The 18,647-nt window shown below is 39.4% G+C and carries 17 protein-coding genes and 1 pseudogene; 15 read left to right on the top strand and 3 right to left on the bottom strand.

The window, feature by feature from the left end; all coding sequences use genetic code 11:
* Positions 1-19: 19 nt before the first annotated feature.
* The 5 genes from LY28_RS01580 (at position 20) to LY28_RS01600 (ending at position 4,404) form a co-directional block, all read left to right on the top strand.
* Positions 20-451: a hypothetical protein gene (locus LY28_RS01580; protein ID WP_110460422.1), complete on the top strand. Its 432-nt coding sequence runs from the start codon at positions 20-22 to the stop codon at positions 449-451.
* 579 nt (positions 452-1,030) lie between these two features.
* A complete protein-coding gene (locus tag LY28_RS01585; protein WP_110460423.1) occupies positions 1,031-1,396 on the top strand; it encodes a hypothetical protein in 366 nt (121 codons plus the stop codon).
* A gap of 53 nt (positions 1,397-1,449) precedes the next feature.
* Entirely contained in the window at positions 1,450-2,061 is a 612-nt protein-coding gene (locus LY28_RS01590) for an S-layer homology domain-containing protein (protein WP_110460424.1), read from the top strand.
* A 219-nt stretch (positions 2,062-2,280) separates the two neighbouring features.
* Positions 2,281-3,471, top strand: a complete 1,191-nt coding sequence (locus LY28_RS01595; protein WP_110460425.1) for an L-lactate MFS transporter — start codon at positions 2,281-2,283, stop codon at positions 3,469-3,471.
* 510 nt (positions 3,472-3,981) lie between these two features.
* Positions 3,982-4,404: a hypothetical protein gene (locus tag LY28_RS01600; protein WP_110460426.1), complete on the top strand. Its 423-nt coding sequence runs from the start codon at positions 3,982-3,984 to the stop codon at positions 4,402-4,404.
* 240 nt (positions 4,405-4,644) lie between these two features.
* Here the strand turns inward: LY28_RS01600 and LY28_RS01605 are convergent, their stop codons facing one another.
* The 3 genes from LY28_RS01605 to LY28_RS01615 all read right to left on the bottom strand — a co-directional run bounded on the left by LY28_RS01605 (position 4,645) and on the right by LY28_RS01615 (position 8,009).
* Complete coding sequence (locus LY28_RS01605; RefSeq protein ID WP_110460427.1) at positions 4,645-5,055, bottom strand: hypothetical protein; 411 nt, start codon at positions 5,053-5,055, stop codon at positions 4,645-4,647.
* A gap of 190 nt (positions 5,056-5,245) precedes the next feature.
* Complete coding sequence (locus LY28_RS01610; RefSeq protein ID WP_110460428.1) at positions 5,246-6,583, bottom strand: hemolysin family protein; 1,338 nt, start codon at positions 6,581-6,583, stop codon at positions 5,246-5,248.
* A gap of 451 nt (positions 6,584-7,034) precedes the next feature.
* A complete protein-coding gene (locus tag LY28_RS01615) occupies positions 7,035-8,009 on the bottom strand; it encodes an AraC family transcriptional regulator (protein ID WP_242981117.1) in 975 nt (324 codons plus the stop codon).
* A gap of 170 nt (positions 8,010-8,179) precedes the next feature.
* Between LY28_RS01615 and LY28_RS01620 the strand changes: the two genes are divergently transcribed.
* From LY28_RS01620 to LY28_RS01660, 10 genes and pseudogenes are all read left to right on the top strand, one after another.
* Complete coding sequence (locus LY28_RS01620) at positions 8,180-8,869, top strand: energy-coupling factor transporter transmembrane component T family protein (RefSeq protein ID WP_110460429.1); 690 nt, start codon at positions 8,180-8,182, stop codon at positions 8,867-8,869.
* Between the two features lie 12 nt (positions 8,870-8,881).
* Positions 8,882-10,288 (top strand): ABC transporter ATP-binding protein, encoded by a 1,407-nt coding sequence (locus LY28_RS01625; protein WP_110460430.1) that lies wholly within the window; start codon positions 8,882-8,884, stop codon positions 10,286-10,288.
* A 17-nt stretch (positions 10,289-10,305) separates the two neighbouring features.
* The gene (locus LY28_RS01630; protein ID WP_110460431.1) at positions 10,306-10,911 is read left to right on the top strand and encodes an MptD family putative ECF transporter S component; all 606 of its coding nucleotides are present in this window, start codon (positions 10,306-10,308) and stop codon (positions 10,909-10,911) included.
* A complete protein-coding gene (locus tag LY28_RS01635) occupies positions 10,912-12,729 on the top strand; it encodes an ABC transporter ATP-binding protein (RefSeq protein WP_110460432.1) in 1,818 nt (605 codons plus the stop codon).
* On the top strand, positions 12,722-14,464 hold the full coding sequence (locus LY28_RS01640) for an ABC transporter ATP-binding protein (RefSeq protein ID WP_110460433.1): 1,743 nt from the start codon (positions 12,722-12,724) through the stop codon (positions 14,462-14,464). Before LY28_RS01635 ends, LY28_RS01640 begins: the two co-directional genes overlap by 8 nt.
* Positions 14,465-14,709: 245 nt before the next feature.
* On the top strand, positions 14,710-15,153 hold the full coding sequence (locus tag LY28_RS01645) for a GNAT family N-acetyltransferase (RefSeq protein WP_110460434.1): 444 nt from the start codon (positions 14,710-14,712) through the stop codon (positions 15,151-15,153).
* 284 nt (positions 15,154-15,437) lie between these two features.
* Positions 15,438-15,923: a C40 family peptidase gene (locus tag LY28_RS01650; protein WP_110460435.1), complete on the top strand. Its 486-nt coding sequence runs from the start codon at positions 15,438-15,440 to the stop codon at positions 15,921-15,923.
* Between the two features lie 372 nt (positions 15,924-16,295).
* Positions 16,296-16,445, top strand: coding sequence for a hypothetical protein (locus LY28_RS19005; protein WP_165835464.1), 150 nt, complete (start codon positions 16,296-16,298; stop codon positions 16,443-16,445).
* A 218-nt stretch (positions 16,446-16,663) separates the two neighbouring features.
* Positions 16,664-18,307 (top strand): recombinase family protein, encoded by a 1,644-nt coding sequence (locus tag LY28_RS01655; RefSeq protein ID WP_110460436.1) that lies wholly within the window; start codon positions 16,664-16,666, stop codon positions 18,305-18,307.
* A pseudogene (locus tag LY28_RS01660) lies at positions 18,295-18,579 on the top strand (sporulation stage IV protein A); the annotation flags it as partial. The gene LY28_RS01655 and the pseudogene LY28_RS01660, both read left to right, overlap by 13 nt.
* Between the last annotated feature and the right edge of the window lie 68 nt (positions 18,580-18,647).

An 18,647-nucleotide genomic window follows, 5' to 3' on the forward strand; every position in this document is an offset into this window, starting at 1 on the left:
TGTGAGGGGGGGAGTTCGTATGTGTTCAAAATGTAACGATCGAAAAGTGGGTTTTGTTGATTACCTGAAAAACAATACTCAATTAAATAAAAATACAAAAGATGTACTTATTGCATGTAGTCAATGTAAAAGAATTTATAAATTTGATTATCCAATAACAAAAAAGAAAATATCTATTTTGTATAATATTATTGGAATAATCGCATTAATAATTGCTTACATTTTTGGGCATAAGTATATTCGATTTATTGAATTAATTCTAGTACAATTTGGTATAGATCTTAATGGAATTTTAACCTTATTAGTACGTATAACAGAGTATTTTTTATGGGTTTTTGCTATTATAATAATAAATGCAACGATTCTAGCTTTTATTGAATGGAAACTAGCAATATCAACTGAAGTGGACTGTCAAGACAGAGTACAAACTGATTTAAATAAGGAAAATTAGAAGAAAAAGGATACCCATTAAGCAATATCTTATAGGGTATCCTTTTCCAAATATGTACGTGATTCAACATATATGCATGTTGAGCATAAACTATTGGCAATGAATTTGGAATTCAATATGTATTAGTTTCATAATCAAAATTCAAATAAGCTTTTGAATACGGAATGAAAAAAAGAATTCCAGTGTGCTACAATTAGCCCCTACCGGAATTCCTTTTTTATCCTCCATGTTTTGAAGCACATACTGAGTTAGAGGATTAAAGCCCCCATTTTTTTAAAATCATGGGGGCTTTGAAAGCTTTAAGTAAAAAAATTCAATTTGTAAATATGATAAGCAAGGGTTTTGACACAGTCTGATATGATGACCGTCTTTCTTTCTGTTATCCAATGAGCAGACATAAAATTTACAAAACGAAACCGGCACAGCACAAATGTTTTAAAACGCTTTCTACCACGTCTTTATTTGTTGCAGTAACTTTATACTATGTAGCATGCATATTTCGGCCGCATCCGGACACTGATTCCGGAAACATCCGGAGGAGGAACGGGAGATACTTCAGTTCCATCACAGTCAACTACTTTGTCGGGTACGACTGCCTCTGCAGCAGTGACGGCAGTCGGTTCGGCAGGAGGGAAGGCCTCAGCTTCGGTAACACTGGCCCAGATAAAGGATGCTATGGAGAAGGCGGAAAATGCTGCAGGTAATACAGGGAAAATACCGGCTGTAGAAATAAAGGTATCTGTTCCGGATGGCACAAGTATAGTAGAAATCAGAATTCCACATGCGGCAATCAGAGAAATCGCATCGGAAGGGAAGTCTAATTTAAAGCTTTCCAGTCCTGTTGCCACCATTACTTTTGATGCAGGTTCACTTGGTACTATTTCCGGCAAGGTATCCGAGGATGTGATTTTTACCTTGGCGAAGACCCTAATGCTGTTATTATAGGCTATATAAATGCCCAAGAAGATTTTAAAATTATAATAAATGGGTGCTATGATATGGAAACGGGAACAGTGACATTTGTAACAAACCATTTTTCCAGCTACGCAGTGGGGTATAATAAGGTGGAATTTAAAGATGTCGGCTTCAATGACTCATATGCCGATGCCGTGAGCTTTATAGCAGCGCGTGAAATAACATCGGGAACAGGCACCGGAACTTTTGGCCCGGCTGATACTCTTACCAGGGGACAGTTTATAACCCTGCTGCTGAAAGCCTATGAAATTTCGCTCGATGCAAATCCTTCGGACAATTTTAAGGATGCGGGCAATACCTACTACACGGAATACCTAGCAGCAGCGAAAAAGCTTGGTATCTCAGGAGGGGTCGGGGATAACAGGTTTGAGCCCGGAAAGGCAATCTCCCGCCAGGAGATGTATACACTGCTGTGTAAAACCTTAAAACAGATTAATATGCAGCCGAAGGGTGCTTCAGAGAAAAAGCTTTCCGATTTCACAGACAGCGGCGAAATTGCCGGTTGGGCAGAAGATTCAGTTAAGCTGCTGCTGGAAACAGGGAAGATTTCAGGGAATGCAGGTAAACTCTCTCCTGCCGGCGCTGCAACCCGTGCCGAAATGGCACAGGTATTGTACAACCTGATTGCTGAGTAGTTTCTGGCCTGAAAACCAATCATATGTATGGAAGCAAGAGGGTGTCCTTGCAACACCGGATATATCGAAGAGCCAATCGCTTTAAAAAGTGATTGGCTCTTAGGCTAACAAGTTCTTTTCTTATTTGTCTGTGTAATATATAATAATGTGTAAGATTTTCCCGTAAGGGTAATTAGTAAAAAAATATTTTATGCAGCTATTGCGAGAAAAGAGGTTAAAATGGATACGAAGGTTAAAAACCGCTATGGAGTACTGATATCCGGTATGATGATTCAGCTTTGCGCAGGTATCATCTATATGTGGAGCGTTTTTAAAGGCCCTGTGGCGCAGTACCTTGAGTGGGACCCGGCGCAGGCCGCCCTCACTTCATCAATTATGTTGGCAGTATTTGTTTTTGGTATCATTGCAGGAGGAAGAGCTCAGGATAAAATCGGCCCCAAACTTGTAACAGTTGCCGGAAGTATACTTATCAGCCTTGGAATGATTCTTACGGCCTTTATTACAAAACAGGCTCCATGGTTGGTATATATTACATATGGCATCATAGGTGGCTTGGGAGTGGGAACAGTTTATACGGCTACAGTTTCGGTAATCCAAAAATGGTTTCCTGATAAGCGGGGATTTGCAACAGGGTTTATGGTTGCAGCTTTCGGGTTTTCCCTTGTGATTTTTGCACCGGTTACAAATTCTTTGTTGTCTGAAACCAGTGTTCCGTCAACCTTTATTATCTTTGGTATCATATTTCTTGTTGTATGTGTCCTTTGTTCACTTAATATTGACAATCCCACTGCAGATTACGCGCCAGCAGGGTTTGTTACGTCAAAAAACCATGCTTCAAAAAAACAGTACACCACTTCTGAAATGCTCAGAACACGTCAGTTTTATCTCATAACGCTGTCACTGCTTTGTATTCTTCCGGCTTATTTCATACTAAACCCTCTTTTTATAACTCTTGGCGGAGAGAGGGGCCTGTCAAAGGAACTTGCTGTTTTGGGAGTTATGATCACAGGAATAGCAAGTGCTGCGGGAAGATTGGTTACATCTTGGGTTTCTGATTTGATAGGGCGCAAGTGCGCGGTATTTGGAATAATTATTATCACAATGGTGTCGATTTTAGCCATGATTATTGCCCATGGAGTAATGTTCCTTGTGTGTATTGCGGCTATTGCCTTCAGCTTCGGCGGAGCTGCCGGTGTATATCCGGCTATAACCGCCGACAATTTCGGGACAAAGCATATGGGACTTAACTATGGATGTGTAATGGTGGGTTTTGGTATTTCTGCGCTGGTATTCCCTATTGTTTCCAGTATGCTGGTCAAAAGCGGCGTATATACCCTATCGTTTCTTGTAGCTGCTGCTACCTGTGTAATCGCATTTGTGCTTGTGCTGCTGCAAAAAAATCCAGAATAAAAAACTGCTTTATTACGGTTTTTTCTTATGACCATATTGGCAATGCTATCAAGAGTTGAAGCAGCTTAGGTGTTTAAAGAAATATGCATAGGCTGGACTGTACAGCTGTCTGTTGATATCACAAAAGCTGTACAGTGATTTTGAGGCTTCCATACCCTTTGGTTTACTCTATCGTTAGAATAAACAACTTCTTCTGAAAAGCTGCTTTTTGCTTTGAAGCTCAAGATATCCATTTTTAAATGTCAGGTAGCGGATTCTGAGTTATTCAGTTTTAGAATCAGACTTTATAGACAAGGTCGAAAAACTCTAAAGACTATTTGAAAGGGTCATCTAATACGGACGGATAGCCTGCTATGCGCCCCAAGATTAAGCGGTTATGATATATTGGAAGTCATCATACGGCATTGTTAAAGGAAGATGGAGAACCAAACTGAACCTGTGAGAGATTTGTAAATGTATCTTTAACACTTAATATACTAAGCAATTGCACGTATTAATAGGAGGGAAATTATGCTAAAAAAATCTCCAAGTGGGAGCTTGTGTCCATATTATTACAGAGGTGGCGAATTACATCCGTTGCATTATGGCAGCTACCATGATGATATGGACAAGTTATCTAGAGTAATAGATGCAGAAGAAGTATTTATCTTGTCTACTTCCTCTCCAGGCGGGCGGCATGTTTGGATAGATTTGTACGAAAACAATTTTACGGATAGCATGATAATTAAATTATCACAGCATATCGTCAATATTAGTCCTAAAGTTTCAAAAATGGCTCTTGTTGGATGCTCCAAAAAAGTATTCAATAAGATCATCAAACAACTTTATGATATGGATTGCAATTTAGCAGGACAAATAAAACTTTTTGATGATCCCGAAATATCAAAAGATTGGCTGGTGGGAAGAACATGCTCAAAAGGCTGGGAGAGATAGCAACTAAAAACAATAAATGAAGATTAAGTGCCATACGGCTGATAAAAAAAGCCGAGGAGATGATTTTCTAATTTAGCAAATTATGAAGTGCACTCCCTTTCCGACATAAATTTAGATTTGTTATATTGTAAAAGAGATGAAGGCTAAATTAAAGCCTTCATCTCCCAAATATTATCATAAAAAATTACTTACATTACTTTTCCCTAGATTAGGAATAATATTAATTATAGCTGTTGCAAATTACCATGAAGTACCGCTTGGATAAACGATACACCATAATTTAGTTGTACCTGTGGTATTTGAAGTTATTTTTACACGATATTTTGTATTTGTATCAACCAACAGCCCTGATACATTTATTGATTCCATCTCTGACAAAACATGTGTATTAACAGTAATCCATTTAGAATTTGCGTATTTTTGTATAGAAACAGAGTATAATGTATTGTAGTTACCAAAACTTAAAATATTATAGCAAAGTCTATCGTTTGTTGGAACAAAGGTTGCACTTATATAAGGTGATGTAGAGCTTATATTTGCATTTATATCATATATATAACAATCACTTTTTTCTGCATATGCTGGAGTAAACGCTGTAAATATAATCACAACTAATAACAATATTGAAATAGCTTTTTTTGTTCTTTTCATTTTTATACCATCCCTTTTATTAATATAAATTTCATTTTGCTTGAATAGGATGATTTTACAATAATTACAAAATAATGTCAAGTAATTACTGCGAATATTTTGTAATTTTAATCTTCATTTAATAAAAGCTAGAATCACTTACATATCGGTCGGTGGGAATCGGTTCTTTAGCCGATAGTAGTTGACTTTTTTATTTGTTTGTAGAACTTGGCTCTGCATCAGATTGGCAAACCACCGCACTTTCCAGTCTGCGGTCTTTAATCTTTGTAACTTTTATAGTCAATCCATATTCTTCAAGCTCCGGTGTGCTGCCATCACTTGGAACTGAGCCTATAAGACCAAAGACAAGACCCCCGAAGGTGTCATGCTCCTCGTCGGGAAGCATGACACCCAGTTGGGTGGATACCTCGTCTAGTGGTGCCATACCCTGAATTCGCCATGTTTTTGAATCAATCCGCTCAATCAAAGGTTTTTCCGGTGGTTCGGTAATATCATCGTCAAGATCGCCGACTAATTGCTCCAGCAGGTCATTCATGGTGACAATACCGCTCATTCCACCATATTCATCCACAACAACAGCAAAATGATTTCTGGATTTCTTCATGTTACGGAACAAAACATCTGCTCGGACGGATTCCGGAATAAAATAAGCAGATTGAACTGCTCTTTTCATTGCATTATCACGGTTTTTATTCTTGAGCCTAAGATAATCCTTCATATATAAAACCCCAATGATATGATCTGGACTTTCCGAACAAACAGGGTAGATGGAATGTCTGCTCTCATTAATGGTCTGCTCCCATTCTTCATCCGTTTCGTCAAGCCATAACAGAGAAACTTCCGTTCTATGGGTCATAATCTCTCCGGCAGAAATGTCATCAAATTCAAAAATATTTTGAATCATGCTTTGTTCGTCAGGCTGTATAGTGCCTTTTTGCTTACCAGCATCCAAAATCATGCGAATTTCTTCTTCCGCGTTTTCATCTTCCTTACTGTTTGGATCGACACCAAGCAGCCGCAACAAGCCATTAGTGGACACAGTGAAAAGCCAGACAGCCGGTGTAAATATTTTTGAAACTGCGTAAATAAGTCCAGACATTCCAAGTGCAATTTGTTCAGCTTTTTTCATAGCAAGCCGTTTTGGAATAAGTTCACCTAAGAGTACGGTGAAGTAAGTCAATAAAACTGTAATAATAGCCACGGATAAGATATTAATTACCGATGCGGGAATGTTAATTCCCATATGAACAAACCAAGCTACCAATCGGTCAGAAAAGTTTTCCGTAGCAACAGCACTGCTTAAAAGGTTAACCAAAGTAATACCAACCTGAATGGTTGCAAGAAAACCTGCGGGCTGTTCGGTAAGTTTAGTAAGACGCAATGCGCGCTTATCTCCGGCAGCAGTAAGTTTTGCAAGTTTGTTATCATTCATTGTGATAACGGCAATTTCCGCACAGGCAAAAATTGCATTAAGACATATAAATACAAGTTGAAGTAAAAGTAACCATAACAAAGGATCGTCGTTCAAAATTATTACCTCCTAAAATACATTTAACGTGGGTCATCATGTTTCTACAGATTTAATCTGATAAGAGCTTAAACAGGGCAGATGTAGTATAATTTAACACTTACAGCAATAAAAAAACACACAACAAAAAGGACAACATATAATTGCCCTCTGCTATGTGTATAAAATAAATTTGTTTTTGTCCTTTAAGTAAACCTAATTCAGCACTTTGTGGACTAGGCGGTTCTGAATCAGAATCAGAAGAATCACTCACTGTAAGTACACCTATCCTTTCAAAAATATAGTATAAAGTACCTTGAGATTTTTGTCAAGTTTTTCAAAATCATTGCAATGCACTGGATTATAAAGGACAAGATTTTCAAAGATACGGCAATATTGCTGTCTCCTTTTCGGAGGGTAAAATACAGGTGAAACCAGACATAAAGGGGTTATAATTATGAAGATTATTTTACTATCTCACAGCAAACTCCTTCTTTTGTGAAGGGTCCTTAAAGCAGTTGAATTGCATACGTTTACGGTAAGCAGACGGAGAAATCCCCGTATGCTTTTTGAACGAGGTTGAAAAACCGGTTGCTGTTTCAAAGCCTATTTTTGCGGAAATTTCTTCAACAGACAACCCCGTGTCCAAAAGCAAATGCACCGCGGAATCTGCTCTCTTTTCCAAAATGTATCCGGTTATATTTCTTCCGGTAAATCTCTTAAAAAGATTTTTCAATTTTGTCGAACTCATCTGAGATAGTTTTACAAGTGTTTCTTGACGAACCTCTTGCATATAATGCTCATCGATGTACTTTACAACAGTTAATATCCTTTCATAATCTGCTGCGTTTTTAGGGGAGCGGTTATTTCCCATTCTGATAAGCATAGACATAAGCTCGTAGGATTTAGCAACATAAAAAAGTTCGGCCGCCATGCCATCCAAGCTGCATTGCCGTATTTCATATAATATCTTCACCATCTCGGATGGCCAGTTATGCTCACCACCCATGTTTTTAAGTATTTCTACGGGATTATCATTTAGCACCGAGAAGCAATCGACCAAATGTTTTCTATAGAAGGCGGGAGAATAAATGACTTCGGTGTATGCAATCCGCATACCCTTTTTCATATTTGCAGTTATATCCCTGCCCTTTTCTTCCATAAAAGATACAATTCTTCCGGGCGGCAGATGATTAAACTCATCAAGCCGCAATGCAATATATAGGGCATTGGGCGGCATGGCTAATTTGCAATCCTCACAAAAAACAAAATCGCAGTGAACTACCGACAGGTATTCCTCGTGGATATAGTACCACAAGTACCCTTTGGTTTTCTTTCCATTGCCTTCCAAATGGACACCGCAGGTCTGAGCCGCATATACTAATGGTGACATACCCATCTGTTCACCCATGTTCTTTAACATATCACTTAACATATTTAGTCCCATTATTCAACACCTTTTCAGATAGACATTTTCCTTTTCGCAAAGGACATATTGCGTGTAAACCAATATACGAATGTCCCGTTTACGAGTATAATAACTTTTGGTTAGTTAACGCTAACCTTTGCGTAATTATATCATGATATCACACACAAATCAATCAAAGGGGGGATGTTTTGAGACTTGATGTTCGATGCAAAATTTTTCTTTTTATTATCATTAGTATCACCTCCTTTCTGGCAAAAGACATCCACTATGGAAGTGCTGTCTTTTTGATAGTTTGCTTGTTTATATTTTCTTTAGGACAGATGAAGATTGCTGCAAAATACATTATAGCTTATCTGTTTGTTATCGCAGTGATTGAATTGAGCGCCTTTTTGCCTGCTTTATTAAGAAGCCTGATACTTATGACTACGTTATGTATACGGATGTTTATGCCGCTGATTCTTTACGCGAAAGCATTTGCGGCAACCACAACGGTAAGCGAACTGATTACCGGGCTGTATGCCATGCACCTTCCGAGAGCACTTGTGATTACATTTGCGGTGGCAATGCGTTTCTTCCCAACGGTAATAGAAGAAATAAGAAACATAAAGGATGCTATGCGGCTGCGGGGATTAGGATTTTCCTTTTTGAGTTTTCTCAGACATCCTGCTTTTTTGTTTGATGGATTTTTTACCCCATTGATTATGCGCTCTTCTACAATTTCAGAGGAATTATCAGCAGCCTCTATTACGCGGGGGCTTGAAAATCCAAACCCTCGGACAGCATTTAATAAATTGAGGCTGACTTTTGCAGACGTCGCGATAACCTCAATATTTGCTGTTGCTTTATGTATTGTTGTAGGAATCCGAAATTGTCTGTAAAGGAGGTGCAGCATGATTGAATTGAAAAATGTTTCGTTTGGCTATGATGGTGCGGGCTGCGGCAGCCTTAACAATATCACGATTGATATAAGGGCAGGAGAATGTGCGGTGCTGACGGGGAAATCCGGTTGCGGAAAGACAACGGTAACAAGACTTGTAAACAGATTGATACCTGACTTTTATTCCGGAAAATTAAGCGGATTTGTAAGGATTGCCGGGCATGATACCTCAGACTGTGAGCCTCATACGCTTTCTCAGACCGTAGGATCGGTTTTTCAAAATCCACGAACGCAGTTCTTTAACACCGATACGGACAGTGAACTGGTTTTCGGTATGGAAAACTGCGGCATTGAATATGAAGAAATGCACCGCAGGTATTGCGGCACCGTTAAAGCTTTAGGGCTATCTGCCCTATGCAGAAGAGATATATTTGCGCTTTCCGGCGGAGAAAAGCAGCGGATAGCGTTCGGAAGCATTCATGCGCTCTCTCCTGAGATTTATGTGTTGGACGAGCCATCCGCCAACTTAGATGCAGCAATGGTTGAGAAGCTAAGGGAGGTTCTTGTTACCCTGAAAAAACAGGGAAAAACTATTCTTATTGCAGAACACCGGCTGCACTATCTTAACGGAATTGCCGACCGCATTATTCGTATGGAAAACGGCGGTATAACAAATGAGTGGACAGGTGATGAACTTTCGGCTATGTCAAACGATGTGCTTGCCGCTTATGGAATGCGTTCCTTTTCCGAATCACCGCTGGTTGTTTCAAAATCTGTGCAGGGTTGCTACGGTCCTGCACTCGAAGTAAACAATATCTCTGTTGCATACAAGGGTGCCGGTACGGTTTTATCCAATTTGAGCTTTTCGGTTGGCACTGGTGAAATCGTTGGAATTGTCGGTGCTAATGGATTTGGGAAAAGCACACTTGCAAGGACGATATGCGGACTGCACCGCGAAAAAAACGGACAGATATTGTTTGACGGTAAACCGGTTAAGCCTGCGAAAAGGCATCGTTTTGCTTACCTTGTTATGCAAGATCCAAATTATCAGCTTTTTTGTGAAAGTGTAGATGCTGAATTGAAATTTAATGCGGCGAATGAAAAATGCGATGAGGCTGCCGTTAAAGGCCTATTACAAGCCTTAGATTTGGAAGGTGTTCGTGACCATCATCCGCTTGCTTTGTCAGGAGGGCAAAAACAACGTCTTTGTATTGCGCTTGCGGCATTAAGCCCAGCAAAAATACTTATTTTTGATGAGCCGACAAGCGGATTGGACTATGCAAATATGATGAGTGTGGCAAGTATTCTCAAGTCGTTGTCTGCCGCAGGAAAAACCCTTTTGATTATAACCCACGACAATGAACTGATTTCCAATGTGTGTACAAGAGCGATTAGGCTCTCAAATAATTCAAAATATTGAAAGTGAGGAATCTACCAATGAACAACAAGAAATTAAAGGCGCGAGATTTTGTTACCACAGGCATTTTTTCAATACTGTTTATTATGATTTTCTTTGTATGCGTGATGTGTATGAGCTTTATCCCGTACACCCAGCCTTTTGGGCTGGCACTGACCGCGCTGGTTGCGGGGCCGGTATATATGATTATGCGGGCTAAGGTTGCAAAGCCGGGCGGCATCATGTTATTCGGTGCAGTATATGCTCTTGTAATGTTTGGAACAGGCGGCGGCTGGGCTATACCTGTGGCTGCTGTTGCAGGTGCAATTGCGGCGGAGCTGATATCCTGCGCCGGAAAATATCGTAACTTCAAACTTAATACAATTGGCTATGCCGTGATGATGGTTGCGGTTGCGGCGGGAAGCTACATACCGTTGCTGACAATGAAAGAATATTATCTCGAGCTTGCGGCAGGAAATGGTGTTGAAAATGACTTGATGACACAAATTGTGGAATTTATAAGTGTGCCGTATCTGGCGTGTGCTTTGGCGGCAACGGCAGTATGCGCTGTCCTTGGTGCCGTAATTGCAAAGGGCATGTTCAAAAAGCACTTCATCAAAGCAGGAATTATTAAAGAGGTGAACTAAATGACTAAATCAAAATCACCGAAAAAGAAAGGCGGAATGGCTCGAATATTTGAACTTGCCGCCGAGCGGAAGGGACTGTTAACTCTTTCAGGAATACTGTCGGCTACTGCCGCCATTGCTTCTTTTGTTCCGTATATTGCAATATATCTGATGATTCGGGAAATCATCCTCGTTTATCCTTCCTTTGAATTATTAAATCGATCGGCTATGACACAATACGGGCTTTTAGCTTTGGCAGGAATAGCGGCAGATGTCCTGTGCTATTTGGCTTCCTCGGTCTGCGCTCATATCGTTGCGTTTGGAACACAATACGAATTGAAAAGCAATTTCACAAGTCATCTGGCCCGCATCCCCTTGGGCTATCATTTGAAATTCGGCAGCGGGCGGCTTCGCAAGGTTATAGACGAGGACATAGACAAAATAGAAAGCTTTCTTGCACATTCCTTTCCCGATATTGTTGCGTCTTTTACAGCACCGGTTATTATGCTGGTTTTGATGTTCGTATTTGACTGGCGTTTTGGATTGGCCGCACTATTGGCTGTAATCGTTGCATTCGCTATGCAGATGCTGACATTTGGTGCGGCAGGGCTCGACTTAATGACCTCTATGCAGAAATCCATGGCGGATATGACGGGTGCTTCGGTAGAGTATGTGAGGGGAATGCCTGTTCTGAAAGCTTTTGGCCGTACGGCAAGTTCGTTTCATCAGCTAAGGAACGCAATCAATACGTACACTCAATTTATGCTGACCTATACATTGAAATGGGAAAATTACACGGCAGCTTTTCAAACTGTAGCCAATAATGCCTATCTCTTTATTTTGCCGGTCGGGATATTGATTGGGCGTAGCTCACAGGATTACCTTACCTTTGCCATGACATTTATCTTCTATCTGTTATTTGCTCCTTCAATGGCTTCGGTTTTGAATAAGCTGATGTATGTTGCTTCGTCAAGCATGAGAATATCCGGGGGCGTTGCAAATTTTGACAACATGATGTCTTTGCAGGAGTTGTCTGCAGACAGTGGCGGCGAGCTGCCTGAGACAAATGATGTCGTATTTGATTCAGTATCATTTTCATATGATGAAAATGGTGCAGCGGCACTGACAAAGGTAAGCTTTACTGCGAAAGCGGGAGAAGTAACGGCTATTGTAGGGCCTTCCGGCAGCGGCAAGAGTACCATTGCGCATTTAATTCCACGATTCTGGGATGTCAGTGACGGTGCGGTTTATCTCGGAGGGGTTAATATTCGAGCACTTAGTGAAGAAGAATTGATGAAACGGGTCAGTTTTGTTTTTCAAGACGTGTATTTGTTTGGACAAAGCATTAAAGAAAACATTCGCATGGGCTCACCGGATGCAACGGACGAGGACGTTATAAAGGCTTCAAAAGCGGCGCAGTGCGACGATTTTGTTATGCGGTTACCCAAAGGCTATGAAACGGTTGTCGGTGAGGACGGCGTTCATCTATCCGGCGGCGAACGGCAACGCATAGCAATTGCCCGTGCCATTATTCAAAACGCACCTGTGTTGGTATTAGACGAGGCAACATCCTTTGCTGACCCTGAAAACGAGCGTCTTATTCAACAGGCGCTTTCAGAACTGATAAGGAATAAAACCGTTATTATGATTGCTCACCGCTTGGGAACAGTACTCAATGCGAATAAAATCATCGTAATGGAAAATGGAATGGTTTCAGAATACGGCACTCATGACATACTAATGCATAGAAATGGCTTGTATTATAAAATGTGGAAAAACTATACGGAAGCAATCCATTGGAGGCTTGGCGGTGGAGAGGAGATTACAGTAAATGGGTAAATTTAAAAATATATTAATGCTTGATGAGAAAGGTGAAAAAGGACTTCGCCGCGCCATTATTGCCTGCACGATAACCAGCCTGTCCCTGATGATTCCATTTTTTCTTACCATACAGGCTTTTATAGAAATTCTGAAGCCTTTGGAGGGAGGAGAAATTTCTTGGAGTAAAATGTGGCTGATTTTCAGCATGGGTTTTGGGGCCTTTGTTGTTATATTTCTTTTCTCAAAAAGGGAATACAAAAGCACATATGTGAATGCATACGGGCAATCTGAAGCCACGAGGCTTCAGATTGCAGATTATATGCGTAAGCTGCCCATGAGCTTCTTTAACGCAAAGGATTTATCTGAGTTGTCCTCAAACATCATGTCCGATTGCTCCAATATTGAACAGATGCTGAGCAGTGCCATCCCTCAACTGGCTGCAAATATAATATCCTCCGCATTGGTGTGCCTTCTTCTGATGTTTTTTGATTGGCGAATGGCGCTTGCGGTTTTCATTTCGCTGCCTGTGGCGGCGCTGATATTTTGGCTTAGCCGCAAACTTCAAAGCAAAATGTTCGCAGGTCATGTTCAAGCGAAGCTAAGCGCTATAAAGCAGTCGCAGGAATATCTGGATGGTATCAAGGTTATTCGCTCCTGCGGCTTGGGCGGGAGCAAGTTTAAAAAGCTTGATGATGCTTTTCTGGATTTGAAAAGAATTTCTTTGCAGGTAGAGTTGGTATCCGGAGTCGCAATGTCCGTGTCGTCTATTGTCCTTCGCGCCGGTGTGGGAATAGTGGCCTTTGTCGGCGTCAACCTGCTTTCAGGCGGTGTGATTGGCTTTATTCCGTTGTTAATGTTTTTGCTGATAGCAACGAGGGTTTATGCGCCAATTTTAACGGTTTTAACACTCCTGCCGGACATGTTGTATTTGCAGATTTCCACACAGCGGCTTCGCACATTGATGGGTTCTGCACCTATGGAAGGAAGCAGAGAAAAGCCTGTTGAGAATTACGAGATTGAACTCCGCAAGGTTTCCTTTGCTTACAACGACAGAAATGTTCTGACCAATGTGAGCATGATTGCTCGCGAAGGACAGGTAACCGCACTTGTTGGCCCTTCGGGAAGCGGTAAAAGTACCATAGCCAGACTTGCGGCGCGGTTTTGGGATGCACAATGCGGAGAGATTCTGGTCGGCGGCATCAATATTAAGGAAGTTGACCCCGAGCACTTGATGAAGCACATCTCTTTTGTTTTTCAGGAGGTCACACTTTTTAACGACACCATTGCTGAAAATATCCGCCTTGGCAAGCCCGCTGCCAGCGATGAGGAAGTTAAAAAGGCGGCAAGGCTGGCCTGCTGTGATGAATTTATTGAGAAGCTGCCAGATGCATATCAAACCGTATTGGGAGAAAACGGCACCACCATATCCGGCGGTGAACGGCAACGAATATCAATTGCACGAGCGTTGTTAAAAGATGCACCCATCATACTTTTGGACGAAGCCACTTCTTCTCTTGACCCTGAAAATGAAGTGCTGGTACAAAAAGCTCTTGGACGCTTAATTAAAGGGCGCACTGTGCTTGTTATAGCACATCGTTTGCGAACAGTTTCCGATGCGGACAAGATTGTCGTTTTAAGCGGAGGAGAAATAATCGAGCAAGGCACACATCATCATTTGCTAGACAGCTGCAGCCTATATAAAAGACTGTGGGATTTGCAGCAGGAAAGTGGGGCGTGGAGTGTTTCCCCCTAGAAAAAGGACCTGACCCCAGACAGATTAGGCTGGATGCCTTCGGTCAATTTAGCTAGGATTTCTTCTTTGTTTATACACAAATTCCTTTACAAGGTTTTGCACCTTGCGGTACACTTTCATTGTAAAGATAACGTACAAGTTTGGAATTCGGCAGATACCGTGTCAGCTGTTTAGTTCAATTGGTAGAGTGAGTACGAAATCCTATGTATATAAATTATTAAAGGAAAAAGATAGGAGGGTGTATTTTGGAGATAAAGAGTATTTATGAAAACAAAAAGCAGTTCATGGATTTACTTTTGTTAGCTGATGAACAAGAATCCATGATAGACAAATATTTAGAGCGAGGGGATTTTTTTGCCTTATATGATAGCGACTTGAAAAGCGTGTGCGTGGTTACACGGGAAAGTGATGATGTATGTGAGCTGAAAAACATAGCTACATATGAAAAATGGCATGGTAATGGGTATGGCAGCAAGCTTTTGCATCACATTTTTTCGCATTACAAAGGCAAGTACAAAACTATGCTTGTGGGAACCGGTGACAGCCCATGGATATTACAGTTTTATGAAAAAAACGGTTTTAGGATTTCACATAGGGTCAAGGACTTTTTTACAGACAATTATGACCACCCAATGTTTGATAACGGTATTCAATTAATGGACATGATTTATTTGAGTAAAAATCTATGACATACTCAACCTTCTTACGATAATGCAGAAATGCATTATCGTCCTTTCAGAGAACCAATATTGTCCAGCTTCATGTCCGTACCCAGTATTTTATTTATAAAACCTTCTCGAATTACGCTGAAAAACTTAACAGAGAGTTAGGAAAAAAGGACGAATGCTTTTTGCAAATTATTTACGGCAATTGCGTAAGTGCTGGTAAATAGCAGATTAAAGTTTAACTATTGCATCTATTGGAATATTATGTTAAAATATAGAAAAATATACCAATAGAAAAGAGGTTACATATGAAAAGATTAAAAAAAATGCTGTCCCTTATCATGGCTGCTTTATTCATCGTGAGTAGTTTGTCAGTCGGAAGTGTTGCTACAGTAAACGCTGCTGCAGTTAGTGGAAGTACTATTGTAGCGAAGGCAGAAGCATGGATAGGTACACCTTACTCAATGGGTGGAAACAGTAAATCTGGTATAGACTGTTCTCATTTTGTAAATACGATATACAGTGAAGCTGGTTTATCCTATACATATATGACAGCAACATCGTGGTCTCAAGATCCAAGTAATCCGCCTAGTCAATTAAAAAAGGTGTCTACACCACAAAAGGGTGACATAGTAGTTTTTGCTAGTGGATCAGATACAAGTTATGGACATGCAGGTATTTATATTAGTAGTACAAAATTTATTGGAGCTCAAAGCAGTGGAGTAGACTATGCAACTTTTGGTAGTTACTGGGGAGGAACAAGAAAAATTGTAGGATATTACCGCTACAAATAATATCAATTATAAATGAATACAAAGGGTATTTTTATAATTAACTAAATTGGAAGAGGAATGTACTGTGAAAAGAAAAGCTTTATGACTTTGTTTAAGGCTTGCCTTAGTAATTATATTAGGGAGTGCCGTAAGGTATAATAATAGTTTACGCACTCCCTTTTAAGGTTCTGTCGCAAATAATGTTTGAACAGAGCGGATTTTGTAATAAAGGGAAAGCTGGTTAATCGATATAACTTCATTAGTTATATTGATTAACCAGCTTTTCCTTTATTATTCAGCTCAGGGATATGGATGTACTGTGAACGCTAAATTTATAAATTTTAAAGTTCATATTATTTGCAATATTTGAATAAAATATACAGAGGTGATTACATGGGTGATGTCAGAGTTCTAAATAAAGAAGCAATTAAGAATGTTATTATAGAGATTAAGATCCATATTAACCGGCGTCTGTTTGAACAGGGGTATATAACAGAAGAAATGTACATAAAAGCAAAGGAAATAATATTAAATAAGAGCTAATGCATATATGAAATTTAGTTAAGAGTTAAATTTTAAAAATATTAGATTTAATAAAAAGCCTTTTATATAGAAACTATTCTGTTATAAGGTTTTTATTTTTTTGTAAAAAGGCTATGGGAATATAGTACTATATTTATAGCCTGAATTTAAACTGTTGACAGATATGTTCTAAATCATATAATAATAAGTAACATACAGAAATCTAAAGAGGTGTTGAAATGGACTTATATACCATACGAAATGACCTTAATAGCGGTAAAACAATATATGACTTAAAGCTCAGGGTTACTTATTATGCTAGAGTGTCTACCGAGAAGGATGAGCAAGCCCATTCCCTGCAAAATCAAATTAAATATTATTCGGATTTTATAAAAAATAATCCCAATTGGGTTTATACAGAAGGCTATATTGATGAAGGCATCAGTGGCTGCAGTGTTAATAAGCGTGAATCATTTTTGAGAATGATTTCAGATGCAAAGCTTAGAAAGTTTGACTTTATTGTTACAAAAGAAATATCAAGGTTTTCAAGGAATACGTTAGACAGCATAAAATATACACAGGAGTTGCTATCCTATGGAGTTGGAGTTCTTTTTCAATCGGATAATATAAATACATTAATGCCAGATGCAGAGCTCAGGCTGACCATCATGTCCAGTATTGCTCAGGATGAGGTTAGAAAAATATCGGAGAGAGTAAAATTCGGATTCAAAAGGGCCGTCGAGAATGGTGTTGTTCTGGGAAACAGTAAAATATGGGGATATACTAAAGAAAACGGAAAGCTTATAATTGATGAAAAAGAATCAGAAGCAGTAAGAAAGATATTTGACATGTATGCAACAGAAAATATAGGTATAAGAGGAATAAGTTCAAGGCTGGAGGAAATGGGATTTACAAATAGTAATGGAAATCCATTTTCATTTTCAACTATCAAAAATATAATTACAAATCCTAAATATATGGGGTATTACTGCGGAAATAAATCTCATAAGTACGATTACAAGCTGAGTGACAGAAAATACTTGAACCAGACTGAATGGGTGATGTATAAGGATGAGGAAAATGTTCCTCCTATAGTTTCGGAAGAAATATGGCAAAAAGCTAATTATATCTTAAAAAAGCGCAGTGAAAAACAGTCCTCTGATGACAGGACAAGCTACCAGAACAAATATGTATATAGTGGTAAAATAATATGCTCCGAGCATAAGGTTCCTTATTACAGATCACTGTATAGATATAGCTCCGGAAACAAGGAAGTTTGGCAATGCAAAAGGTATGCTGAAAAGGGTAAGGAAGGCTGCGGTTCACCGTCAATATATACAACGGAGCTGAATATGATTATAAAAAAGGCCTATGACGAAATTATCATAAACCGTTCTGAGATTATACATGATATGATAAACATGTATTCAGGCATTGGATTACAGTCGAAAATAAAAGAAGATATTGCTAAAGTACAGGTTGAGATTAACCAGCTTCTTAAAATGAAGGATAAGCTGTTGGAGTTAAGCATAAACGGAAGAATTTCCGATGATGAGTTTGAAATAAGAAATAATAAATTCAACAATAGCATTGATAGTCTCAACATAAGACTAAAGGAGCTTAAGCTGGAGGAAATAAAAAATAAAGAAATCGGTTGTTCTGTTGAAACCTTAAGGAAATTAATTGCAAAGGAACTTGATTTTGATGAGGGCTTTAATAATGAAATAATAGAAAGCTTATTAGATAGAATAGAAGTTTATAAAACAGACAATAAAAATGAAATAGACCTTAAAATATATTTTAAGGTAATGGAGAAACCCGCCAATTACAAGGTGTTACGTAGCAGGACAGATACTTCTGTTTGCTGCAATCAATACATATGATTCGTGCGGACATAGAAACGGAAATAGCTCCAATGGTAGGTACCGAAAAGCAATCTGAGGAGCTGGTTACATATTTGTTAAAAGAGTTTGAAAATGATACTGCAAAGCTGTGGGAATCCAATATATTCGGTAAATCACTGCATGAGCTGGTGCAAGAAGGCTTGCAGAACAAGCTGTTCAGAATGCCTGAGGATGCGCAGATGAAATTGCAGGAAACGCTGCAGAAGATAATTAATGAGGGAAGCGGCGGATTAATTTGTATAATTCTATAGTAAAGGGCAGTATGATATGCTTTACTCCAATTAGAGCAATACCTGAAAATGGAAAACTAAAGAATGCG

The sequence above is a fragment of the Ruminiclostridium sufflavum DSM 19573 genome, from assembly GCF_003208175.1.
GTDB lineage: Bacteria > Bacillota > Clostridia > Acetivibrionales > DSM-1351 > Ruminiclostridium > Ruminiclostridium sufflavum.